Annotated in this window: 18 protein-coding genes; 11 read left to right on the plus strand and 7 right to left on the minus strand. The window is 68.2% G+C overall.

Annotated features, from left to right (window positions below; all coding sequences use genetic code 11):
• The first annotated feature begins 44 nt into the window (after window positions 1–44).
• The gene (gene mnmG / locus QP512_RS19240) at window positions 45–1,934 is read left to right on the plus strand and encodes a tRNA uridine-5-carboxymethylaminomethyl(34) synthesis enzyme MnmG (RefSeq protein WP_286070281.1); all 1,890 of its coding nucleotides are present in this window, start codon (window positions 45–47) and stop codon (window positions 1,932–1,934) included.
• A 189-nt stretch (window positions 1,935–2,123) separates the two neighbouring features.
• Here mnmG and smeC read toward each other — a convergent pair whose 3' ends face one another.
• Genes smeC through smeA form a run of 3 tightly spaced genes read right to left on the minus strand, consistent with a single transcriptional unit; the run spans window position 2,124 to window position 7,894 of the window.
• Window positions 2,124–3,539 (minus strand): multidrug efflux transporter outer membrane subunit SmeC, encoded by a 1,416-nt coding sequence (gene smeC / locus QP512_RS19245; protein WP_286070282.1) that lies wholly within the window; start codon window positions 3,537–3,539, stop codon window positions 2,124–2,126.
• Window positions 3,536–6,685 carry a multidrug efflux RND transporter permease subunit SmeB gene (smeB, locus tag QP512_RS19250; RefSeq protein ID WP_286070283.1) on the minus strand — a complete coding sequence of 1,050 codons (3,150 nt, stop codon included), beginning with the start codon at window positions 6,683–6,685 and terminating at the stop codon, window positions 3,536–3,538. The genes smeC and smeB overlap by 4 nt, the downstream gene beginning before the upstream one ends.
• 12 nt (window positions 6,686–6,697) lie before the next feature.
• Complete coding sequence (gene smeA / locus QP512_RS19255) at window positions 6,698–7,894, minus strand: multidrug efflux RND transporter periplasmic adaptor subunit SmeA (RefSeq protein WP_286070284.1); 1,197 nt, start codon at window positions 7,892–7,894, stop codon at window positions 6,698–6,700.
• A gap of 118 nt (window positions 7,895–8,012) precedes the next feature.
• Between smeA and baeS the strand changes: the two genes are divergently transcribed.
• The 9 genes from baeS (at window position 8,013) to QP512_RS19300 (ending at window position 17,637) form a co-directional block, all read left to right on the plus strand.
• Entirely contained in the window at window positions 8,013–9,416 is a 1,404-nt protein-coding gene (gene baeS, locus QP512_RS19260; RefSeq protein ID WP_286070285.1) for a sensor histidine kinase efflux regulator BaeS, read from the plus strand.
• Window positions 9,413–10,102, plus strand: coding sequence for a response regulator (locus QP512_RS19265; RefSeq protein ID WP_019337017.1), 690 nt, complete (start codon window positions 9,413–9,415; stop codon window positions 10,100–10,102). Before baeS ends, QP512_RS19265 begins: the two co-directional genes overlap by 4 nt.
• A 130-nt stretch (window positions 10,103–10,232) precedes the next feature.
• Window positions 10,233–10,763: a gamma carbonic anhydrase family protein gene (locus QP512_RS19270; protein WP_286070286.1), complete on the plus strand. Its 531-nt coding sequence runs from the start codon at window positions 10,233–10,235 to the stop codon at window positions 10,761–10,763.
• A 124-nt stretch (window positions 10,764–10,887) separates the two neighbouring features.
• On the plus strand, window positions 10,888–11,577 hold the full coding sequence (locus QP512_RS19275) for an RDD family protein (RefSeq protein ID WP_286070287.1): 690 nt from the start codon (window positions 10,888–10,890) through the stop codon (window positions 11,575–11,577).
• A complete protein-coding gene (locus QP512_RS19280) occupies window positions 11,574–12,566 on the plus strand; it encodes a stage II sporulation protein M (protein WP_286070288.1) in 993 nt (330 codons plus the stop codon). Before QP512_RS19275 ends, QP512_RS19280 begins: the two co-directional genes overlap by 4 nt.
• Window positions 12,556–14,178, plus strand: coding sequence for a DUF4129 domain-containing protein (locus QP512_RS19285; protein ID WP_286070289.1), 1,623 nt, complete (start codon window positions 12,556–12,558; stop codon window positions 14,176–14,178). Before QP512_RS19280 ends, QP512_RS19285 begins: the two co-directional genes overlap by 11 nt.
• Entirely contained in the window at window positions 14,175–15,359 is a 1,185-nt protein-coding gene (locus QP512_RS19290; RefSeq protein WP_286070290.1) for a DUF4350 domain-containing protein, read from the plus strand. Before QP512_RS19285 ends, QP512_RS19290 begins: the two co-directional genes overlap by 4 nt.
• On the plus strand, window positions 15,356–16,342 hold the full coding sequence (locus QP512_RS19295; protein WP_286070291.1) for a MoxR family ATPase: 987 nt from the start codon (window positions 15,356–15,358) through the stop codon (window positions 16,340–16,342). Before QP512_RS19290 ends, QP512_RS19295 begins: the two co-directional genes overlap by 4 nt.
• Window positions 16,339–17,637, plus strand: a complete 1,299-nt coding sequence (locus QP512_RS19300) for a DUF58 domain-containing protein (RefSeq protein WP_286070292.1) — start codon at window positions 16,339–16,341, stop codon at window positions 17,635–17,637. Before QP512_RS19295 ends, QP512_RS19300 begins: the two co-directional genes overlap by 4 nt.
• 82 nt (window positions 17,638–17,719) lie before the next feature.
• Here QP512_RS19300 and QP512_RS20355 read toward each other — a convergent pair whose 3' ends face one another.
• From QP512_RS20355 to QP512_RS19315, 3 genes are all read right to left on the minus strand, one after another.
• Window positions 17,720–18,046, minus strand: a complete 327-nt coding sequence (locus tag QP512_RS20355) for a hypothetical protein (protein ID WP_343229521.1) — start codon at window positions 18,044–18,046, stop codon at window positions 17,720–17,722.
• Between the two features lie 296 nt (window positions 18,047–18,342).
• On the minus strand, window positions 18,343–19,521 hold the full coding sequence (locus QP512_RS19310) for a glutathionylspermidine synthase family protein (protein ID WP_286070294.1): 1,179 nt from the start codon (window positions 19,519–19,521) through the stop codon (window positions 18,343–18,345).
• Window positions 19,522–19,528: 7 nt separating this feature from the next.
• On the minus strand, window positions 19,529–20,101 hold the full coding sequence (locus QP512_RS19315; RefSeq protein WP_286070295.1) for a DUF1190 domain-containing protein: 573 nt from the start codon (window positions 20,099–20,101) through the stop codon (window positions 19,529–19,531).
• A gap of 461 nt (window positions 20,102–20,562) precedes the next feature.
• On the opposite strand from QP512_RS19315, the gene ilvD reads away from it, so the two are divergent.
• Window positions 20,563–22,401 (plus strand): dihydroxy-acid dehydratase, encoded by a 1,839-nt coding sequence (gene ilvD, locus QP512_RS19320; protein ID WP_286070296.1) that lies wholly within the window; start codon window positions 20,563–20,565, stop codon window positions 22,399–22,401.
• 104 nt (window positions 22,402–22,505) lie between these two features.
• Here the strand turns inward: ilvD and QP512_RS19325 are convergent, their stop codons facing one another.
• Window positions 22,506–22,796 (minus strand): hypothetical protein, encoded by a 291-nt coding sequence (locus QP512_RS19325; RefSeq protein ID WP_286070297.1) that lies wholly within the window; start codon window positions 22,794–22,796, stop codon window positions 22,506–22,508.
• Between the last annotated feature and the right edge of the window lie 193 nt (window positions 22,797–22,989).

Consider the following 22,989-nt stretch of genomic DNA (forward strand, 5'->3'; position numbering starts at 1 on the left):
CGCCCCCCCCGGGGCCGCGCCCGCCCCCAGCTGAACAGCCTCCCATGAACCCGTCCTTCCATCGTTACGACGTCATCGTCATCGGCGGTGGCCACGCTGGCACCGAAGCCGCGCTGGCCGCGGCCCGCACCGGCGTGCGCACCCTGCTGCTGACCCACAACATCGAAACCGTGGGCGCGATGAGCTGCAACCCGGCCATCGGCGGCATCGGCAAGGGCCATCTGGTCAAGGAAATCGACGCCCTGGGTGGTGCGATGGCGCATGCCGCCGACCGCGCCGGCATCCAGTGGCGCACCCTCAATGCGTCCAAGGGCCCGGCCGTGCGCGCCACCCGCTGCCAGGCCGACCGCAACCTGTACCGCATGGCGATCCGCGCCATCGTCGAAGGCCAGGACAACCTGACCGTGTTCCAGGCCGCGGTCGATGACCTGGTGATCGAAGGCGACGCCGTGCGCGGGGTCATCACCCAGACCGGGTTGCGCTTCGACGCCGAGGCGGTGGTGCTGACCGCCGGCACCTTCCTGGCCGGCAAGATCCACGTCGGCCCGACCCAGTACGCCGCCGGCCGCATGGGCGACCCGCCGGCCACCACGCTGGCCGCGCGCCTGCGCGAGCGTCCGTTCCAGGTCGACCGCCTGAAGACCGGCACGCCGCCGCGCATCGATGGCCGCTCCCTGGACTACAGCGTGATGGACGAGCAGCCGGGCGATTCGCCGCGGCCGGTGATGTCTTTCCTCGGCTCGGTGGACGAGCATCCGCAGCAGGTCAGCTGCTGGATCACCCACACTACCGAGCAGACCCACCAGATCATCCGCGATGCCCTGCACCGCTCGCCGCTGTACAGCGGCCAGATCGAAGGCATCGGCCCGCGCTACTGCCCGTCCATCGAAGACAAGGTGGTGCGCTTCGCCGAGAAGGCCAGCCACCAGATCTTCGTCGAACCCGAAGGCCTGGGCATCGTCGAGATCTACCCCAACGGCATTTCCACCTCGCTGCCATTCGACGTGCAGCTGGAGATGGTGCGCAGCATCCGCGGCTTCGAAAACGCGCACATCACCCGCCCCGGCTATGCGATCGAGTACGACTTCTTCGATCCGCGTGGGCTGAAGGCTTCGCTGGAGACCAAGCTGGTCAACGGCCTGTTCTTCGCCGGCCAGATCAACGGCACCACCGGCTATGAAGAGGCCGCCGCGCAGGGCCTGCTGGCCGGCCTGAACGCCGCACGCCAGGTGCGTGGGCTGGACGGTTGGTGCCCCCGTCGCGACGAGGCATACCTGGGCGTGCTGGTCGATGACCTGATCACCCACGGCACCAACGAGCCGTACCGCATGTTCACCAGCCGCGCCGAATACCGCCTGCAGCTGCGCGAGGACAATGCCGACCAGCGCCTGACCCCGGCCGGCCGCGAGATGGGCCTGGTGGATGACCGCCGCTGGAGCGCGTTCGAGACCAAGCAGGCCGCCGTCGCCGCCGAGCGTGCGCGGCTGGGCGCGCTGTGGGCGACCCCGGCCAATGCACTGGGCCGTGAACTGCAGGACACGCTGGGCGTGGCGGTCAGCCGCGAAACCAACGTGCTGGACCTGATCAAGCGCCCGGAGCTGGACTACGCGCAGCTGATGCAGGTGCCGTCGCTGGGCCCGGCGGTAGCCGACGGCAAGGTGGCAGAACAGGTGGAGATCGGCGTGAAGTACGCCGGCTACCTGGACCGCCAGCGCGAGGAAATCGAGCGCCAGCAGCGGCATGAGGCCACGCCGATCGCCGAGGCGTTCGACTATGCGACCGTTCGCGGGCTGTCGGCCGAGGCGCTGCAGAAACTGGAGCGCGTGCGACCGCAGACCATCGGCCAGGCGCAGCGGATTCCCGGCATGACCCCGGCGGCGATCTCGCTGCTGCTGGTGCATCTGGAGCGCGCGCGCCGCGGGCGCGTGGCGTAACGCAGGACCGTCCGCTTCTGGTGGGTACCGACCTTGGTCGGGACATGACTCTGCTCTGGTGGGTACCGACCTTGGTCGGGACATGACTCTGCTCTGGTGGGTACCGACCTTGGTCGGCACGAATCATCCGATCGCGATGCCGCATGGCATCTGTGCCGACCAAGGTCGGCACCCACCGGAACGCACGCGCTACTGTGCGTCGGCGCCGCCGCCCAAGACCTTGAACAACGTCACCCGGTTGCCCGCTTCCTGCTGCTGGAGTGCGATCAGGTCCTGCTGCGCGGCATACAGGCTGCGCTGCGCATCCAGCGACTGCAGGTAGCCGTCCAGCCCGGTGCGGTAACGCGCGTCGGCCAGCATGTAGCTGCGCTGGCTGGTAGCGACCAGCGCGCGTTGCGCGTCCATCTGCACGGTCAGGTGATCGCGCGTGGCCAGCGCATCGGCCACTTCACTGAAGGCCTGCTGGATCGCTTTCTCATACTGCGCGATGCCGATGTCCCTGCCGATCTTCGAGGCATCCAGCGACGCCTTCAGTGCGCCGGCGTGGAAGATCGGCGCGGTGATGCTCGGCGCAAACGACCAGCCGCGGGTGCCGGCCGAGAACAGCGTCGACAACGCGGCGGAGCTATGGCCGTAGTTGGCGGTCAATGTCAGCGTCGGGAAGAATGCAGCGCGCGCGGCACCGATATCGGCATTGGCGGCCTGCAACGCATGCTCAGCGGACAGTACATCCGGGCGCTGCAGCAGCACGCTGGACGGCAGGTTGGCCGCCAACGGCGCCAGTGCCACGCTGCCATCCAGCGCCTGCGTGGTCGGCAGCAGGGCTGGATCCAGTGGCTCCCCCACCAGCAACTGCAACGCATCGCGATCCTGCGCCTGCTGGGTCTGCAGCTTGGCAAGCGCGCCGCGCGCGGCCTCCACGCTGGTCTGCACCTGCGACAGGTCCAGCCCCGAGGCCAGCCCCTGCGCATGACGCGCTTCGATGCGCTGCAGGGTCTGCTGCTGGCTGTCCAGGGTCTGTTGCGTGAATGCCAACGACTGCCCATCGGCCGCCAGCGCCAGCCACGCCGTCGCCACTTCGGCGATCAGGCTGGTGCGCGCCGCACGCTGGTTCTCGGCGCTGGCCAGCCAGTTCTGCAGGGCCTCGTTCTTCAGGCTGCGGATGCGCCCGAACAGGTCCAGCTCCCAGCTGCTGATGCCGACCTGCACGGCATCGGATCCGGTCACCTGGGTGACGCCGGTCTCGCTGTTGGCATCGCTCACCCGCGACCGGGTGACACTGCCGCTGGCATCCACCGACGGCAGCAGTGCTGCGCGCTGGATGCGGTACTGCGCGCGTTCCTTTTCCACCTGCAGCACCGCCACGCGCAGGTCGCGGTTGTTCTGCAGCGCCAGCGCGATGACCTGCTGCAGGCGTGGTTCCAGGAACACGTCGCGCCAGGCCGGCATCGCCAGCGCGGAATCGGCCTCGCCAGTGGCGGCATTGCCGAACTGTGCCGGCACCGGCGCCTCGGGGCGCTGGTAATGCGGCGCCATGCTCACGCAGCCGCCCAGCACGGTCGTCATCGTTGCGGCCGCCAGGGCGCGCAGCAGCATCGGCTTCATGGGCGTGCCTCCGGGGCAGCGGCTTCGGCCGGCGCGCGGCCCGGGAACATCCGGCGCACCAGCAGGTAGAACAACGGCACGAAGAACATGCCCAGCACCATCGAGGCAATCGTGCCGCCGGCTACGCCGGTACCCAGCGAACGGCGCGCGGCAGAACCGGCGCCGGTGGCGAACACCAGCGGCAGCACGCCCATCAGGAACGCCAGCGACGTCATCACGATCGGCCGCAGCCGCAGGTAGACCGCCTGCAGGATCGCCTCGCGGGTGGGCTTGCCCTGCTGTTCCAGGATGCGCGCGAACTCGACGATCAGGATGCCGTTCTTCGCCGCCAGGCCAATCGTGGTCAACAGGCCGACCTGGAAGTACACGTCATTGTTGAGGCCGCGCAGGTTCATCATCAGCACGGCGCCGAACACGCCCACCGGCACGGCCAGCATCACCGCGAACGGCACCGCCCAGCTTTCATACAGCGCGGCCAGGCACAGGAACACGAACAGCAGCGAGATGGCGTACAGCATCGGTGCCTGGTTGCCCGACAGCTGTTCCTGGTAGGCCATGTCCGACCAGGCGTGGCTGAAGCCTTCCGGCAGCGTGTCGGCCAGGCGCGCGATCTCGGCCATCGCCTCGCCGGAGCTGACGCCGGGCGCCGGCTGGCCGGTGATCTCCATCGCCGAGATGCCGTTGTAGCGCTGCAGCGCGGCCGGTGCGCTGGACCAATGCGCGCTGACCAGCGATGAGAGCGGCACCATCTGACCGGCCTGGTTGCGCACGCTCCAGCGCTCGATGTCCTGCGGCTGCATGCGCGCTTCGGCGGTGCCCTGGATGAAGACCTTCTTGATGCGGCCCTTGTAGATGAAGTTGTTGACGAAGTCGCCGCCCAGCGCGGCATTCAAGGTGTCGTTGATGTCCTGCGGATTCACGCCCATCGCCTGCGCCTTGGCGTCATCCACCTTCACTGCGTATACCGGCGCGTCCTCCAGGCTGGCATAGCGCACGTTGACCAGCTTTGGATCCCTTGCGGCCTCCTTCAGCAATGTGTTGCGCGCAGCCACAGCGGCCGCATGGCCGGCACCGCCTTCGTCCTGCAACTCCAGGGTGAAACCGCCCGCATCGCCGAGACCGAGGATGGCCGGTGGCGAGGTGATGAACACCTGCGCATCGGGCACGCTGGCCATGGCTTTGGTCAACCGCGCGGCGATGGTATCGGCGTCGTCCTTGCGGTCATCCCAGTCCTTCAGGCGGATGAAGGCCTGGCCGACATTCTGGCCGCTGCCGGTCACGCTGAAACCGGCGGTGGCCTGGATCGACAGCACGCCGTCGTCCTTCACCGCCACCGCACTGAGGCGATCCATCACCGCGCGGGTCTGCTCCAGCGTGGCGCCGGCCGGTAGCTTGACCAGTGCGTTGAGCATGCCCTGATCCTCATCAGGCAGGAATGCACCCGGCAGGTGCCACAGCAGCAGGCCGGTGGCCACGCTCAGCACCAGGTAGAACAGCACGCCCAGCGTGCGCCGGCCAAGGAAACCATCCACGCGATGGCGCAGGCCGTTGGAGGTGCGCTCGAAGCGGTGGTTGAACCAGATGAAGAACTTGCCCAGCAGGCCCGGTTCGCCGCCGTGGTCGCCGTGCGGATTGCCGCCCTTGGGAATCGGGTGCAGGATGCTGCCGCACAGTGCGGGAGTGATGGTCATCGCCACCAGCACCGACAGGATCATGGCAGCGGCGATCGTCACCGAGAACTGGCGGTAGATCACGCCGGTGACGCCGCTGAAGAACGCCATCGGCAGGAACACTGCGGTCAGCACCAGCACGATGCCGACCAGCGCGCCGGTGATCTGGCCCATCGCCTTCAGCGTGGCCGGCTTCGGCGCCAGCCCTTCGAAGGTCATTACCCGCTCTACGTTCTCCACCACCACGATGGCATCGTCCACCAGCAGGCCGATGGCCAGCACCAGCGCGAACATGGTCAAGGTGTTGATCGAATACCCGAATGCGGCCAGCACGCCGAACGTGCCGAGCAGCACCACCGGCACCGCAATGGTCGGGATCAGGGTGGCGCGCCAGTTCTGCAGGAACAGGTACATCACCAGCACCACCAGGATGATCGCCTCGATCAGGGTGATCACCACTTCCTTCAGCGAGATGGTCACGAACGGCGTGGTGGTGAACGCCACGTGGGCGGTGTAGCCATGCGGCCAGTACTTCTGCAGCTGCTGAAGCCGTGCATCGATGGCCTTGGACACGGCGATGGCGTTGGCACCGGCATTGAGTTCGATGCCCAGTGACGCCGACGGCTTGCCGTTGAAAGTACTGATGCTGTCGTAGCTCTCAGGGCCCAGGCCGATCGTCGCCACGTCGCCCAGATGCACCACGCTGCCGTTGGCATCGGCCTTGAGCACCACCTGCGCGAACTGCTCGGGGGTGTGCAGGCGGCTGCGCGCGGTCACCGTGGCGTCGAGCTGCTGGCCCTTCAGCGCCGGCTGGCCGCCGAGTTCACCGGCCGAGACATCGGTGTTCTGCGCCTGCAGCGCGCTCTCGATGTCCGAGGGCATCAACGCGTACTGGCGCATCTTCTCCGGGTCCAGCCAGATACGCATGGCGTACTCCTGGCCGATCGGCTGGATGTTGCCGACACCGCTGACGCGGCTGATCTGGTCGTCGATGCGCGCTTCCATGAAGTTGGCGACATCGAAGTTGTCCATGCTGCCGTCTTCGCTGGTGAACGACAGCACCTCGAAGATCGAACCACTGGACTTGGTGATGGTCAGGCCGTTCTGCTGCACCGCCTGCGGCAGCGTGGCCATGGCCGCCTGCAGCTGGTTCTGCACCTGCACCTGCGCGGTATCCGGGTTGGTGCCGGTGGCGAACACCAGGTTGACCTGCGCCGAGCCGTCGGAGGCACTGGTCGAGGTCATGTACATCAGGTGATCAAGGCTCTGCTGCGACTGCTCGATGACCTGGGTGACCGCGTTTTCCACGGTCTGCGACGACGCACCGGTGTAGGTGGCGCGGATGGTGATGGTCGGTGGCGCGATCTGCGGATAGCGGTCCACCGGCAGGATCAGGATCGCAAGCAGGCCGAGCAGGCTGACCGCGATGGCGATCACCCAGGCGAAGATCGGCCGGTCGATGAAGAAACGAACCATGTGCGGCAGGCCTCAGTGCGACTTTTCGTCGGTGTTGCCGTTCGGGTCGATCGCCGGCATCGTCGCCAGCTGCGCCGTCGTGGCCTGCACCGCCTTCACCTGCTGGCCGAGCGAAACCGCACTACCGTTGCTGACGATCACCCGTTCGCCGGCCTTGAGGCCGTCGGTGATCTGCCACTGGTTGCCGACCACCTGGCCGGTGCTGACCCGGCGCTCGATCACATGATCCCTGGCGTCGAGCAGGCGCAGCAGCGGCTCGCCGCGTTCGTTGCGCAGCACCGCCTTCTGCGGCACCAGCAGCGCGCGCGCGTCGGTGGCCATCGGCAGCACTGCCTTCAGGTACATGCCCGGCAGCAGCAGTCCGTCCGGATTCGGGATGACCGCGCGCAGCACCACGTTGCCGGTGCCCGGATCCACCGCACTGCCGACGAACTCCAGGGTGCCTTCATGCGCGTAAGTGCTGCCGTCTTCCAGCAGCACCTTCACCTGCGCCTTGCCATCGATGGCCTTCACCAGGCCGGCATCGAGCTGTTTGCGCAGCGCCAGCATCTGCGTGCTGGACTGGGTGACATCCAGGTAGACCGGGTCCAACCGCTGGATGGTGGTCAGCGCGGCGTCCTGCCCGGCCGCGACCAGCGCGCCAGCGGTGACGCTGGAGGTGCCGATGCGACCGTCGATGGGAGCGGTCACGCGGGTGTAGTCGAGGTTGATGCGAGCGGCCTGCAATGCCGCGCGTGCGGCAATCACGTTGGCCTGCGCCTGCTTCAATGCCGAGGTGGCATCGTCGGCGTCCTGCTTGCTGGCTGCATCCATGCTCACCAGCGCGCGGGTGCGCTCGGCCTTCGGCTGCGCCGACAGCACGGTGGCCTCAGCCTGCGCCAGCTGGCCACGGGCGGTATCGAAAGCCGCCTGGTACGGCGCCGGGTCGACCTGGTACAGCAGCTGGCCGGCCTTGACCTGCTGGCCTTCGGTGAACAACCGCTGGCGGATCAGGCCGCCGATCTGCGGCCGCACCTCGGAGATCTCGAACGGCACCGCGCGACCCGGCAGGGTCTGCTGCAGCGCCAGCGGCTGCGCGCTGGCGTTGATGATGCCCACTTCGGGCATGGCCGGGGCTTCAGTCCTGCCCGCCGAACAGGCCGCCAGGGCCAGCAGCAGGGGCAACAACAGCGGACGGGGGGTACGGGACAGCGGGCGCAGGAGGGACATGGGGGGGCGTGGGGGCCTTGCGTTGACCCGTGCACGCTGCCGTGGAACTGTGCAGAGAATATGGAGATTGTGCGACCGGCTCAGCTGGCGCTTGCTTTCGGCGCCGCATGCGCCGCTAATGGCCCCCGCGATGGCGAAGATTCGACTCAAATTCGGCCTGACCGCGAAGACCTTCCTCGCGATCTTCACCGCCTGCCTGCTGGTGCTGGCAGTGAATGGTATTGCCAGCCGCGTCGCCTTCCAGACCGGCTTCCTGGACTACCTCAACGACCAGGGCGACCTGCGCATGCAGCGGCTGATGCCGCACCTGCAACGCGAGTACCGCGAACATGGCGGTTGGGAACATCTGCACGGTGACAGCGACCGCTGGGCGCGGCTGCTGCGCCCGGAGCTGGCCCACGGCCATGAAGGACCGGTGCCGCCGCTGTCCGACCAGACCGGCGTACCATCGCGCCTGGGCCTGTTCGATGCACGGCACCGGTGGGTGGCCGGCAATCCCGACGCCACCAGCGACGACGAACCGCATGCGGTGCAGGTGGACGGGCAGACCGTCGGCTGGCTGGGCATGGTGCCGTTCCAGACCGTCATCGCCACCAACGACCTGAACTTCTACAACACCCAAGTGCGCGCGTGGTGGGTGATCGGCATCGCGCTGCTGCTGGTGACGGTGCTGCTGGCCTGGCTGGTATCGCGGGCGCTGCGCCAGCGCCTGGCCAAGCTGGCCGCGGCCACCCACCGCTTGGCCGCCGGTGACTACGCCACCCGCATCGAGCGCACCAGCGACGATGAGCTGGACGCACTGGTCAATGACTTCAACCGGATGGCGCAGGCGCTGGACGATACCGAGCGCAACCGCCGCGCCTTCATCGCCGACATCTCGCACGAGCTGCGCACGCCCCTGGCGGTGGTGCGCGCCGAGCTGGAGGCGATCGAAGACGGCATCCGTCCGCTGGACCGCGCCAACCTGGTGGGCCTGCAGGGCGAGATCCGCCAGTTGGGCAAGCTGATCGACGACCTGCACGACCTGTCGATGACCCAGTCCGGTGGCCTGGCCTACCGCTTCGCGCCGCTGGACCTGGTGGCGCTGCTGCGCAGCGAGCTCAACGGCATGCGCGTGCGCTTCTCCAATGCAGGCCTGGCGCTGGAAGAAGACCTGCCAGCCACACCGTTGCAGGTGTCCGGTGACGAACGACGCCTGCAACAGGTACTGGCCAACCTGCTGGAAAACGCGCTGCGCTATACCCACGGCGGGGGCCGCGTGCACGTGCAGGCCGCGCGCGTGCCCGCCGGCGTGCAGCTGATCGTGGAAGACACCGCGCCGGGCGTGCCGGCCGACAAATGCGGGCTGCTGTTCGAACGCTTCTACCGGGTGGAAAGTTCGCGCAACCGCGCCAGCGGCGGCAGTGGTCTGGGACTGGCCATCAGCCACAACATCATCCTCGCCCACCACGGCCACATCCACGCCGAGCCCTCGCCACTGGGCGGGCTGCGCGTGGTCATCACCCTGCCGGAGCCTGCATGAGCACGTCGCCCGCTACGTCCGCGAAGATCCTGATCGTCGAGGACGAGCCACGCTTGGCCTCGGTGCTGCGCGACTACCTGGCCGCCGCCGGCATGGCCAGCGAGTGGGTGGACGACGGTGGCCAGGTGATCGACGCCTTCGCGCGCTACCAGCCCGACCTGGTGCTGCTGGACCTGATGCTGCCCCAGCGCGATGGCGTGGACCTGTGCCGTGAACTGCGCGCCAGCAGCGATGTGCCGGTCATCATGGTCACCGCACGGGTGGAAGAGATCGACCGCCTGCTGGGCCTGGAGATCGGCGCCGACGACTACATCTGCAAGCCATTCAGTCCGCGCGAAGTGGTCGCGCGGGTAATGGCGGTGCTGCGCCGCTACCGCCCGGACCCCGGTGCGCGCGCCAACGGCGGCCTGCACATCGACGAGCCGGCCGCACGCGCCACCTGGAACGGCAAGGGCCTGGACCTGACTCCGGTGGAGTACCGCCTGCTGCGCACGCTGCTGGCCACGCCAGGGCGGATCTGGGCACGCGACGAACTGCTCGACCGCCTCTATCTGGACCATCGCGTGGTGGTCGACCGCACCGTCGACAGCCATGTGCGCAACCTGCGCCGCAAGCTGGCCGACGCCGGCATGGAAGGCGAGCCGATCCGCTCGGTGTATGGCATGGGCTACAGCTACGAGCCTTGAAACAACCGTAGAGCCGAGCCCACGCTCGGCTGCTTCTGCCCGAATGGTCGGCAAGCCGAGCGTGGGCTCGGCTCTACAACACACCACGCAGGTATCATCGTCGCGAATGCCCTGATTTGCGGAGACACCGATGAACCCGTTGCGCCCCTTCCGCGACAAGATGCCGGTCCTCGGCGAGCGCGTGTACATCGACCCGGCCTGCACCGTCATCGGTGATGTGGAACTGGGCGACGACGTGTCGGTGTGGCCGGGCACGGTCATCCGCGGCGACGTCAATTACGTGCGCATCGGTGCGCGCACCAACGTGCAGGACGGCACCATCATCCATGTCAGCCACCACAGCCCGTACAACAAGGCCGGCTGCCCGACCCTGATCGGCGAGGGCGTGACCGTCGGCCACGGCTGCATCATCCACGCCTGCACCATTGGTGATTACAGCCTGATCGGCATGGGCGCCTGCATCCTCGACGGTGCCCGCGTTGAACGTCACGGCTTTGTCGGTGCCGGCGCGGTGGTCGGCCCGGGCAAGGTGGTGGGCGAAGGCGAGCTGTGGGTCGGCAATCCGGCCCGGCCGGCGCGCACGCTGAGCGACAAGGAGATCGAGTCGCTGCATTACTCGGCCGACCACTACGTACGGCTGAAGGGCGAGTACCTGGGCTGAACGGCCAACACCGCCCGACGGCTCTGCTAAAGTCTGGGCCCGACCAGGACCTGTCGAGACCCCCCATGCCTGTGGCTGCCTGCCGGAGAGGACTCCGGCGCCCACAACGAAGGCCATCGCGCTGATGGCCGCACCGATGCTCGATACCTACCGCGAGGTGGTGACGCCGGAGGGCGTGCTGCTGCAGTTGCCGGCGGCTGGCCCGCTGCCGCGGGCGATGGCCTGGCTGGTGGACCTCGGTGTGCGCATCGCGGTGCTGGTGCTGATGTCGATCCCGCTGGCACTGCTGGACACGTTCGGCTCCGGCCTCTACTTGGTGCTGATGTTCCTGGTCTACTGGATCTACCCGATCGTCTGCGAGGCGCTGTGGGGCCGCACCCTGGGCAAGCGTGCGCTGGGCCTGCGCGTGCTGTCGCGCGATGGCGCACCGGTGGGCTGGATGGCAGCGATCACCCGCAACCTGCTGCGCACCGTGGACATGCTGCCGTTCGGCTATGCGCTGGGGCTGGTCAGCAGCCTGTTCGATCCGTATGGACGGCGCCTTGGCGACCTGGTGGCCGGCACCGTGGTGGTGCATGCACCCGCGCTGTACCTGCCTCCGCCGCCCACCATCGACAGCGTGCTGGCGCCGCCGCAGCCGCTGCGCCCGGAGGAACAGGCCGCTTTGATGGCCTTCGCCGAGCGTGCACCGCGTTTGTCCGCGCCCCGCCAGCAGGAGCTGGCCGGCATTGCCGAACCGCTGACCGGCAGCCAGGGCCAGATCGGCGTGCTGCGCCTGTATGCAATGGCCAACTGGTTGCTGGGGCGGCGATGAGACAGGAACAGTTCGTCGCCCGCTACCAGCAGGAGTGGCAGGACCTGGAGCATTGGCTGCTGCTGCGTGCCGGTGCCTCGCGCCGCGCGCGCCGCAAGGCCAGCGGCCTGGCACTGGACGATCCCGCCTTCCCACAACGCTACCGTCGCCTGTGCCAGCAATTGGCGCTGGCCCGCGAGCGCGGCTACAGCCCCCAACTGATCCAGCGCCTGCAGCAGCTGATGCAGCAGGGCCACAGCGTGCTGTACCGCACACGACCGACGCGCTGGCGCGCCTCGTTGGAATTCCTGGTGGCCGACTTCCCGCTGCTCGTGCGCAGCCAGGCACGCAGCATGTGGGTAGCGCTGGCGATGTTCGCGCTACCGGCCATCGCCTGCTTCGTGCTGGCGCAGGTCTACCCGGACCTGATCCACATGCTGATGGACAACCGCCAGATCGCCGCGATGGAGCGCATGTACGACCCTGCCGCTGAACGGCTGGGCCGCGACAGCGGCACCGACTGGATGATGTTCGGCCACTACATCATGAACAACATCAGCATTGCCCTGCGCACGTTCGCCAGCGGCCTGCTGGCCGGGCTCGGCACGCTGCTGGTGCTGCTGTTCAACGGCGTCACCATCGGGGCGGTGGCCGGCCACCTGCAGCACATCGGCCACGGTGGACCGTTCTGGCGCTTCGTGGTCGGCCATGGTGCCTTCGAGCTGACCGCGATCGTGATCGCCGGCGGTGCCGGCCAGCAGCTGGGCATGAAGCTGCTGGCACCGGGCCGGCGCAGCCGCCTGGATGCGTTGGTCGACGGTGGACGCATCGGTGCCCGGCTGTGCCTGGGCGTGGCGTTCATGCTCCTGGTCGCGGCCTTCATCGAAGCGTTCTGGTCATCGATCGCCGAGGTCCCCGCATGGATCAAGTTCAGCGTCGCCGGGGTGCTCTGGGCCGGCGTGCTGCTGTGGCTGTGGCGTGGCGGGCGTGGAGGCGGCGATGCGCATTGACCGCCTGGACGTGGTACTGCGCGCACGCAGTGGCTGGGAAGCGATGGAGCTGGGCAACGCCCTCACCCGCCGCCATGCGCGTGCGGTATGGGGCAGCTGGCTGCTGGCGAGCGCACCACTGTTCGTGATCGTCAATGCACTGGGCTGGTGGCTGGATGCCTTTGGCTGGGCTTGGCTGGCGATGTGGTGGTGCAAGCCACTGTTCGAGCGTGCGCCGCTGTATGTGCTGTCGCGGGGCATCTTCGGCGAGCCGGTGGGCGCATGGGCGGCGCTGCGGGCGCAGCGCCGCTGGGGCAACACCGGTTCCTGGGGCTACCTGGGCTGGCGCCGCTTCAGCGTGCTGCGCAGCCTGTGCCTGCCGGTGAACCTGCTGGAAGGCAATGCACCCGGCCAGCGCGGACCGCGCCGCCGCGCGGTGGCGGCCGGCGCCGCAGGCTCGGCACTCGTCCTGACCCTGACCTGCATGGCGTTCGAAGCGGTGCTGGTGTCCGGTGCCATCGGTGCAGTGTTCATGTTCATGCCGCTGGACCTGATGTCCGAATCCTGGCGCGCGGCGTGGGACATGATCGGCAAGGACACGCCGGCGTGGGCACGGCTGGGCTTCAACCTGGCGTGCTGGCTGGCCTCGGTGCTGATCGGCCCGTTCTTCGTCGGTGCGGGTTTTGGGCTGTACTTGAACCGGCGCACGCAGATGGAAGCCTGGGATGTGGAGATCGCACTGCGCCGCCTGCGCGACCGCCTGCTCCCGGCGGCGTCGACGCTGGCCCTGCTGCTGTGCCTGGCACTGCCGCTGGTCCCCGCACCAGTGCGCGCGCAGGATGCGGATGCCGAGCCCGAACGCGCGATGGGCAAGCCCAGCGACAGCGGCATCACCGCCGAAGACGACGACGAAGAGCCGGTCATCGACCCCGCCAACACCCCGGCCAGCATCTTCGGCAACACGCCCGTGGATACCGCCGGCTTCCGCCAGGCGGTGAATCGCGCCTACGAGGATCCGCTTCAACGCCCGACCCGCCAGGTCACGCACTGGAAGCCGATCGAGCAGGCCGAGGAAAAGAAGAAGGAAGACAAGACGCTGCAGAGTGACAGCAGCAACCAGGGCGAGCGCAAGGCACGCAAGGACGGTATCGCTTGGCTGGCACGGCTGGCCGAGTGGGGCCTGTGGGGCCTGCTGGGCATCCTGCTGCTGGTCCTGCTGCTGACCGCGCGGATGTGGTTGCCCTGGCTGCGCGGCAGCGGCCGGCGCAAGGCCGATGCAGCACCGCAGGTGATGGAGGAACAGGTTGAACTGCCCGTGGCGCTGCCGCCGGACGTGGCCACCCAGGCCGGCCTGCTCTGGGACCAGGGCCGGCCCCGCCAGGCGCTGGCCCTGCTCTACCGTGCCAGCGTGGTTACCGTGGGCGAGCGCAGCGGCATCGCGCTGCCCCCCGGCGCCACCGAAGCACAGTGCCTGCGCGCATCGCGCCGCATGCCTGACGCCATCGACCGTGACCTGTTCGCACGCATCGTTCGCATGTGGCAGTACGCCGCCTACGGTGGCCGCCTGCCCAGCCGCAGTGATTTCGACGCATTGGCCGCAACGCTGCGCCAGCAATACGGGTGGCAGGCATGAGCCCGCGCCTGTTCTGGTCGTTGCTGCTGGGCGTGCTGGTGCTGTTCGGCGTGCCGCTGACCATCCTCTACCTGCGCACGCATGAACGCGTGACCGAAACCATCCGGCTGCCGCCGCAGGGCGAGGCCGGTTACAACCCGCTGTACGTGCTCGGCCAGGCCCTGCGCGCCGACGGCATCGACGTGCATTCGCGACCACGGCTGGAACTGCAGCAGATGACGCTGGGGCCGCACGACACGGTGGTGCTGCTGCAGGACAGCAGCGAACTGCCGGCACCGGCCGCAAGACAGTTGCTGGACTGGGTGGACCGGGGCGGCCACCTGCTGGTGCGGACGCCGCCACCGGCCGAGGACGATGCCGGCAGCACGCAGGGGCCCTTGCTTGATGAGCTGGGCGTGGACAGCCTGTTCCAGCGCAGCGACTGCCAACCTTTCCACATCGACGACGACACCGGTCACAGCGAATTCTGCGGCGGCCGCCGCTTTACGCTGGGCTTTGCCGCGCGCGCGCAGGCCGAGCGTCGCTGGGGCAGTGACCGTGACCTGGTGTTCGCGCGCCTGCGTCATGGCCAGGGCAAGGTGAGCGTGCTGGCGGACATGGAGTTCATGCGCGGTGATGTCGACTCGCCTGCCGCGCGCCTGGCCGCGGCCGCCGGCGACGCCAGCGATGGCCTGCACGACAACGCCCACCGCGACCTGACCCGCTATCTGCTCGACCCGAACTATGGCAAGGGTGCGGTCTGGCTGGTCTACGCCAGCCGTCCGCCGTCGCTGTGGGCGCGCATGTTCTACCAGGGGTGGCCGCTGTGGGTGCCGCTGCTGCTGGCCCTGCTGGGCTGGCTGTGGCACCGCTCGCAGCGCTTCGGCAGCCTGCAGCCGTCGCCGGTGCTGGAACGCCGCTCGCTGCTGGAGCACGTGCGCGCCAGTGGCGAACTGCTGCTGCGCTTCGGCCATGGCGCACGCCTGTACGACGCCGTGCTCGCCCTGTTCCTGCACCGCCTGCGACTGCGTGCGCCGGTTGCCGCCGCGCTCGATGGCGCACCGCGTGAGCAGGCCATCGCCGCGCTGCTGCAATGGCCGCAAAGCCGCGTCGCCAGCGCGCTCACACCGCCTCCGCCGCACGATTCCTCCGCCCTGCGCGAGCGCATCCGCTTGCTGCTCCAGATGAGATCCCTGCTATGACCGAAATCCCCGAGCTGCCGGCGGCCGCCAATGCCCGCCTGATCGAACGCGTCGATGCCATCCGCGAGGCCGTCGGCCACGCCTTCATCGGCCAGGCCGATGTGCTGGACCAGATCCTGGTGGCCCTGCTGGCCGGTGGCCACGTGCTGATCGAGGGCGTGCCCGGGCTGGGCAAGACCCTGCTGGTACGCGCACTGGCGCAGGCGCTGGAGCTGGACTATGGGCGCGTGCAGTTCACCCCCGACCTGATGCCCAGTGACGTCAGCGGCCACGCGGTGTACGACCCGAAAAGCGAGAGCTTCAAGATCCGCCGCGGCCCGGTGTTCACCAACCTGCTGCTGGCCGACGAGATCAACCGCGCACCGGCCAAGACCCAGTCCGCGCTGCTGGAAGTGATGCAGGAAGGCCAGGTGACCATTGAAGGCAAGGCCTTCACCCTGGCGCCGCCGTTCATGGCGCTGGCCACGCAGAACCCGCTGGAACAGGAAGGCACCTACCCGCTGCCGGAAGCGCAGCTGGACCGTTTCCTGCTGAAAGTGCTGATCGACTACCCGCAGCTGGAGGACGAGAAGCGCATGGTGACCGCGATCACCAGCGGCCGCTCCGCCAGCGATTTCGACCTGAGCCAGGTACCGCGCGTACTCGGTGCCGGAGAGCTGCTGGAGCTGCAGCGCGCCACCGCGGCGATCACCGTTGATGACGAAGTGATCGACTACGCGGTACGGATCGTGGCCGCTACCCGGCAGTGGCCAGGCATCGCGGTCGGTGCCGGCCCGCGCGGCAGCATCGCGCTGGTACGCGCCGCGCGTGCGCAGGCGGTGCTGGCCGGTCGCGACTTCGTCACCCCCGACGACGTGCGCGACATCGCCCGCCCCGCGCTGCGCCACCGTATCGCGCTGGCCCCGGAGCTGCAGATCGAGGGCCAGGATGCCGACGACGTGCTGGGCGCACTGCTGGCCAAGGTGGAAGCACCGCGCCGATGAGGCCTGCCCCGCTGCTGCTGGCGCTGCTGCTGGCCTGGGCCACCCTGGGTGGTCTGGTGCTGGGCGGCCTGCTGCCGCGCTGGAGCTGGGCGCTGGCCGCGGTGGCGATTGCCGTGCCAGCGTTGATGGATCTGTGGCGGCAGTCACGGCGTCCCTCGCCGCAGATCCAGCGTGAGCTGCCCGAAGCGCTGGCATTGGGCGTGCGCCGCGAGGCCGCGCTGCGCCTGCAGGCGGACGCGGCGATGACGGTGCAGGTGTTCGATCTGGTCCCCGGCGGCTGGCCGCTGGAATCGCTGCCGCAGCGCGTGCGCCTGCAGCCCGGCAGCGCTTCCACCCTGCACTACCACCTGCAGCCGCTGCAGCGTGGGCACTTCCACTTCGAAGGCGTGCATCTGCGCATGCGCTCGCCGTGGCGGCTGTGGTGGCAGCAACGCACCCTGCCACCGGCGCTGGACGTGCGCGTCTACCCGAACTTCGTGCCGCTCACCCGCTTCGCGCTGTTCAGTGCGGACCAGGCCTCACGTCTGGTGGGTGCGCACGTGAAGCGCCGCCGTGGTGAAGGCACCGACTTCCACCAGATGCGCGAGTACCGCGTGGGCGACAGCCTGCGCCAGCTCGACTGGAAGGCCACCGCACGGGCACGCAAACTGGTCTCGCGTGAGTACCAGGACGAGAAGAACCAGCAGCTGCTGCTGATGCTCGACAGTGGTCGGCGCATGCTGGCCAGCGAAGGCGGGCTCTCGCATTTCGACCACGCCTTGAACGCTTCGCTGGTGGTGGCGTACCTGGCGCTGCGCCAGGGCGACGCCGCCGGCCTGTTTGCTGCCGGTGGCGAGCGCCGCTGGGTGGCGCCGCAGCGTGGCATGGGCACGGTCGAGCACCTGTTGCGTGCCAGCTACGACCTGCAGCCGCGCGCAGTGGCCACCGACTACCTGGCCGCTGCCACCGAGGTATCGCTGCGCCAGCGCCGGCGTGCGTTGGTGATGCTGGTCAGCAACGTGCGCGACGAGGACATCGAGGATCTGCTGGCGGCGGTGCGCCTGCTGCAGAAACGCCACCTGGTGTGCGTGGCCAGCCTGCGCGAACGCGAGCTGGACGGCGCACTGGAGGGCGACGTGCAGACGCTGGAGGATGCCACCCGGGCCGGTGCCGCCGCACTGTACCTGCAGCAGCGCGCGAAGGCGCACGACGCGCTGCGCAGCGAGAAGGTGATGGTGCTGGACGTGACCGCCGATGCCCTGCCCGGCGCGCTGGTGGAACGGTATCTGGCAGTGAAGCGCGAAGGGTTGTTGTAGCCCTGCGCTTGACCGGAGCCGAGCATGGGCTCGGCTCTACACGTGTTGTTCCGCAGAGCCGAGCCCATGCTCAGCTGCAGTGTCAGCGTTCGCCCTGCAACCGCTGTTGCAAACGCTCCACCGCACGCTGCAGCAGCACCCGGTTGCGGGCCAGTTTCATCCACTGCGGCAGGCGCGAGAACATCGAACGATGATGGCCGCTGCCTTCGCGCAGTCTGGCCGTGGCGTAGTCGTGCAATGCCTGCAGGTGCTCGGCGTTATACGCCCACAGCAGGCCAGCCGAGGTCTTTTCCAGCAACCTCAAAGGCAGGCCGAAGTCCGGGTCGATGGCCTCGTTGCCACGCCACCGCGACCGGGTGACCTCGACATCGCTGCTGCGCCCACATTGGCTGCAGTCCGCGGACAGCACCCGCAGCGCAGATGTCTCTCGAGCGCGGCGAACTTCAGCGCTTATCCATTTGTGGCCGCAGTAGCCGCAAGGACGGTAGCCGCAGTAGCGCACCGGCCCCACCCAGTCTCCGGAGCCACAGCGGCTGCAACCGCAGCCGCCGTTCAATGCCTGGCTGCAACCCAGGCACCGGAAGCGGCGTGAATCAGGCGTACCTGTCACCCAACCCGGCGTGTCACATCGATTGCAACGCACCGCCACCCGGTCTGCATAGCGCCGCAGGGAGTGACCGTCGTCCCGGTGGCGCCCTGCCACCATCAGACGTAGATCCGCGTCGGCGCCTCATCAACGATCGCGTGCGGCACGAAGCGCGCACTGTCACGGGTGATCGCGCTGTCGTCCTCGCGGATGCCGATGCCGCAGGCATGGTCACCGATCACCCAGCTGCCGATCAGCGGATAGCCGCCTTCGAAGCGGGTCAGCGGATGCGCGCGCTGGATGATCGCGGGGCCATCGTAGGGGCCGTCGCTGCGCTGGGTGCTGCCATCGGTGAGGTGCATCTCGATGTTGGCGCCCTCGCGTGAGAACAGCGGCTTGCGCACCCAGCCCGAGGCCAGCGTGCTGCCGTCATCGAAGTGCGCTTCCAGCAGGTTCGGATGGCCCACGTTGCGCTGCCACAGCAGCGGCAGGATGCCCTTGTTGCTCAGCACCGCCTTCCACGCCGGTTCCAGCAGCTGCATGCCCGAACCGGGAAGCGCGCGACCGAATTCCTCGGCCATCAGGTCTTCCAGCGGGTACAGCTTGAACAGCGTGCCGATCACCGAATCGTCCAGCGCGGTGAAGCGGCCGTCCTCGGACAGACCGATGTCCTCGACGGCGATGGCCTGGCCATGCAGGCCGGCCTGCGAAGCGCAGTCGCGCAGGTAATCGACGGTGCCACGGTCTTCTTCGGAACTGCCCACCGCGCTGAAGTACAGCGGCGGCGGCAGCTGCGTGGCCAGTTCGCCGAAGCGCTCGACGAGCGCTTCGTGGATCGCGTTGAACTGGTCGGCGTGCTGCGGCAGGCGGCCGGCGTTGCGCTGGTCCTCCAGCCACTGCCACTGGAAGAAACTGGCCTCGAACAGCGAGGTCGGCGTGTCGTAGTTCAACTCGTACAGCTTGGCCGGACCGGTGCCATCATAGGCCAGGTCCAGGCGGCCATAGAGATGCGGCTGGCGCTGGCGCCAGCTGTCGGCGATCCAGTCGCGGTAGTGCGACGGAATCGCCAGCTGGTCCATCAACCGTTCACTGGCGATGACATCGCCCACCAGGTCCAGCGCCATCTGGTGCAGCTCGGCGCTGGGGTCTTCGATGTCCTGTTCGATCTGGCGCAGGGTGAAGGCGTAGTACGCGCTTTCATCCCAGTACGGCTGCCCGTCGATGGTGTGGAAGCGGAAACCCGCCTCTTCCGCGCGTGCCCGCCACTGGGCACGCTCGGCAATCCGGATGCGCTGCATGGGTCGATCAGCCGCCGTAGCTGCCGCTGGTGCTGCGGCGCGCGCTGGTGTTGCCGAAGCCACCACGGCTGGCAGTGACCGCACGGTTCGGTTCGCTGGTGACCGGTGCCAGCCCGGCCTTGCCCGCGCCGATGCCGCTGGCGGTGTTCATGCCGCCGGTGCCGCCCGGGGCCGGGCGCGCCCAACCAGCGTTCTTGTCCTGGTAGGCCGGGGCCGACGCCGGCGCCTGCGGGGCCAGGCCGCCGCGGTTGCTCAGCATCTGCGACATGAAGAAGCCCATCATCATCGGGCCGATGAAAGAGGTACCCGCCGACGTGTGCTGCTGCACGCACTGTTCCGGCTTGTAGTCCTTCTCGCAGGCTTCCTTGCTGGCGTACTTCGGCGCCGCATCGGCGGCCTGCTTCTGCGCTTCGGCAAAGGCATTGCGGCACGACGACGGATCACCGGTCGCCTCGGTGCAGGCCTCGACCGAGGTGTACAGGCCTTCCTGCACCTTCACCTCCGGCTCCTTCTGGCAGGCGGTGAACAGCAGCGGCGCAGCGCTCATCAGCAGCAGCGCGGTGGTGCGGGAACGTTTCATGGCCTCATGCCCTGTCTACGGATCAATGCCCCAATGATGCCAAATCCGGGCCAGCAACCGGAATCGGCAAAGTGGGAAAGATGAACGGCCTTTCATTTTCGTCGTTCCCCATCATCCACGCATGGCATGGATCCATCGTGTCGACCAAGGTCGACACCTACCAAGAGCGGATCGCCGGCCCCGACACATCGCAGGAAACTGTCGAAGGCGGGGTGGGTCCGCTGGCGGGGGTGTCCGCGGCATGGATGCCGCAGCCAAGACCCCAAGCACGGGTTTACGGCGTCCCCCGCCAACGGACCCACCCCGCCTCCCGCAGGAAGCCCGCTGTTGCTTCGGCTGTTGCTTCGGCAGGTGCCGGGCGCAACCCGGCCGGACCATCTCCGGTGGTTGCAGCAGCAACCGAAAAAATTGTCCATGATCGGGCGACCCTCACGTCGTACGGCCCGCCCGTTCCGCCAGCCATGCCCGAATACCGTTCCCGCACCTCCACCGCCGGCCGCAACATGGCCGGCGCCCGCGCCCTGTGGCGTGCCACCGGCATGAAGGATGGTGACTTCCACAAGCCGATCATCGCCATCGCCAACTCCTTCACCCAGTTCGTGCCCGGCCACGTACACCTGAAGGACCTCGGCCAGCTGGTCGCGCGCGAGATCGAGCAGGTCGGCGGCGTCGCCAAGGAATTCAACACCATCGCCGTGGACGACGGCATCGCGATGGGCCACGACGGCATGCTGTACTCGCTGCCCAGCCGCGAGATCATCGCCGACTCGGTCGAATACATGGTCAACGCGCACTGCGCCGACGCACTGGTGTGCATCAGCAACTGCGACAAGATCACGCCCGGCATGCTGATGGCCGCGCTGCGCCTCAACATCCCGGTGGTGTTCGTCTCTGGCGGGCCGATGGAAGCGGGCAAGACCAAACTGTCCGAGCACAAGCTGGACCTGGTCGATGCGATGGTGGTGGCTGCCGATGACAGCGCCTCCGACGAGAAGGTCGCGGCGTTCGAGCGCAGCGCCTGCCCCACCTGCGGCTCCTGCTCGGGCATGTTCACCGCCAACTCGATGAACTGCCTGACCGAAGCACTGGGCCTGTCGCTGCCCGGCAACGGCACCACGCTGGCGACCCATGCCGATCGCGAAGCGCTGTTCCGTCGCGCCGGCCGCCTGATCGTCGAACTCTGCCATCGCTGGTATGGCGGCGAAGACCCGAGCGCGCTGCCGCGCGGCATCGCCACCCAGGCGGCGTTCGCCAACGCGATGGCCCTGGATATCGCCATGGGCGGTTCCACCAACACCATCCTGCATCTGCTGGCCGCGGCGCAGGAGGCAGAGGTGGACTTCGACCTGACCCACATCGACGCACTGTCGCGGCGCGTGCCGCAGCTGTGCAAGGTGGCGCCGAACACACCGAAGTACCACGTCGAGGACGTGCACCGCGCTGGCGGCGTGTTCGGCATCCTGGGTGAGCTGGACCGCGCCGGCCTGCTCGATACCTCGGTACCGACCGTGCACAGCGCCAGCCTGGCCGACGCGCTGGAACGCTGGGACGTGGTGCGCAGTGACAACGACACCCTGCATACCTTCTTCAAGGCCGGCCCGGCCGGTATCCCCACCCAGGAAGCCTTCAGCCAGGCCACGCGCTGGCCGACGCTGGACATCGACCGGGCAGAAGGCTGCATCCGTTCGCTGCAGCATGCGTACTCACTGGAAGGCGGCCTCGCCGTGTTGCGCGGCAACCTTGCCGTGGATGGCTGCGTGGTCAAGACCGCCGGCGTGGACGAGTCGATCCACGTGTTCGAAGGCCCCGCACGCGTCTACGAAAGCCAGGACGCCGCCGTCGCCGGCATCCTCGCCGACGAAGTGAAACCGGGCGAGGTGGTGGTGATCCGCTACGAAGGCCCGAAGGGTGGCCCGGGCATGCAGGAGATGCTGTACCCGACCAGCTACCTGAAGTCGAAGGGACTGGGCAAGCAGTGCGCGCTGCTCACCGACGGCCGCTTCTCCGGTGGCACCTCGGGCCTGTCGATCGGCCACGTATCGCCGGAAGCCGCCAGCGGCGGCACGATCGGCCTGGTGGAAGACGGCGATCGCATCCGCATCGACATTCCGGCACGCCGCCTCGACCTGCTGCTGGACGAGGCCATCCTGGCGCAGCGCCGCAGCGAGGCCGATGCACGCGGCTGGAAACCGCGTGCACCGCGCCCGCGCAAGGTCACCAGCGCACTGAAGGCCTACGCCCTGCTCGCCACCAGCGCCGACAAGGGCGCGGTGCGCAACACCGCCCTGCTCGGCGATTGAGAAGCCTTGGGGTCAGAGCCCCTCCTGCGGAAGGGCTTTGACCCCGGATCGCGGCAGGGGGTCGGATTCCTTTCGCAGAAAGGGCTCTGACCCCAGGCCAAGCCTCAGAACACGAAGGGCTCGCCATCCAGGTGAACCGCGCCCGCAGTAATGTGGACGGCGCCACCGGACTGCAGTTCGAACGCCACGCGCGCAACGCCTCCGGCGCGATCGTCATGCGCCATCACCTCGTTGATCGACGCACTCGCACCCCACGGTTCGCTTCTATCCAGCATCACGTGCTCGGCCGCTTCGAACTGCAAGCGGCGCTCTGCCTGGTCCGGATCGCGTAAGACGAGCTCGAAGGTGGCCGCGATCCAGTCACCGTGGATCGCGATGATTGTCCAGTCGTGCATGTGACCTCACTCGCTTGTGGCTGTAGGGGCCGCGTGTGGCAAGCTCATGCCGTCGTCGTCCTCGGCAATCAGCTCGATCTTCATGTGCCTGCTCCTTGCCTAGCTGGGCATATTAGCCTGGCGCCACTTGCCGCTGGGGTCAGTGCCCTTCCTGCGGAAGGGCTCTGACCCCGATTCCAGCCAATAGCGGTAA

Origin of the sequence: Stenotrophomonas sp. 57 (genome assembly GCF_030291075.1) — a bacterium.
Taxonomy (GTDB): Bacteria; Pseudomonadota; Gammaproteobacteria; order Xanthomonadales; family Xanthomonadaceae; genus Stenotrophomonas.

Bases quoted from the DNA above. Each gene is read 5' to 3' on its own strand.
- mnmG (WP_286070281.1), top strand. From the start codon at position 45: ATGAACCCGTCCTTCCATCGTTACGACGTCATCGTCATCGGCGGTGGC.
- smeC (WP_286070282.1), bottom strand. From the start codon at position 3,539: ATGAAGCCGATGCTGCTGCGCGCCCTGGCGGCCGCAACGATGACGACC.
- smeB (WP_286070283.1), bottom strand. From the start codon at position 6,685: ATGGTTCGTTTCTTCATCGACCGGCCGATCTTCGCCTGGGTGATCGCC.
- smeA (WP_286070284.1), bottom strand. From the start codon at position 7,894: ATGTCCCTCCTGCGCCCGCTGTCCCGTACCCCCCGTCCGCTGTTGTTG.
- baeS (WP_286070285.1), top strand. From the start codon at position 8,013: ATGGCCCCCGCGATGGCGAAGATTCGACTCAAATTCGGCCTGACCGCG.
- QP512_RS19265 (WP_019337017.1), top strand. From the start codon at position 9,413: ATGAGCACGTCGCCCGCTACGTCCGCGAAGATCCTGATCGTCGAGGAC.
- QP512_RS19270 (WP_286070286.1), top strand. From the start codon at position 10,233: ATGAACCCGTTGCGCCCCTTCCGCGACAAGATGCCGGTCCTCGGCGAG.
- QP512_RS19275 (WP_286070287.1), top strand. From the start codon at position 10,888: ATGGCCGCACCGATGCTCGATACCTACCGCGAGGTGGTGACGCCGGAG.
- QP512_RS19280 (WP_286070288.1), top strand. From the start codon at position 11,574: ATGAGACAGGAACAGTTCGTCGCCCGCTACCAGCAGGAGTGGCAGGAC.
- QP512_RS19285 (WP_286070289.1), top strand. From the start codon at position 12,556: ATGCGCATTGACCGCCTGGACGTGGTACTGCGCGCACGCAGTGGCTGG.
- QP512_RS19290 (WP_286070290.1), top strand. From the start codon at position 14,175: ATGAGCCCGCGCCTGTTCTGGTCGTTGCTGCTGGGCGTGCTGGTGCTG.
- QP512_RS19295 (WP_286070291.1), top strand. From the start codon at position 15,356: ATGACCGAAATCCCCGAGCTGCCGGCGGCCGCCAATGCCCGCCTGATC.
- QP512_RS19300 (WP_286070292.1), top strand. From the start codon at position 16,339: ATGAGGCCTGCCCCGCTGCTGCTGGCGCTGCTGCTGGCCTGGGCCACC.
- QP512_RS19310 (WP_286070294.1), bottom strand. From the start codon at position 19,521: ATGCAGCGCATCCGGATTGCCGAGCGTGCCCAGTGGCGGGCACGCGCG.
- QP512_RS19315 (WP_286070295.1), bottom strand. From the start codon at position 20,101: ATGAAACGTTCCCGCACCACCGCGCTGCTGCTGATGAGCGCTGCGCCG.
- ilvD (WP_286070296.1), top strand. From the start codon at position 20,563: ATGCCCGAATACCGTTCCCGCACCTCCACCGCCGGCCGCAACATGGCC.
- QP512_RS19325 (WP_286070297.1), bottom strand. From the start codon at position 22,796: ATGCACGACTGGACAATCATCGCGATCCACGGTGACTGGATCGCGGCC.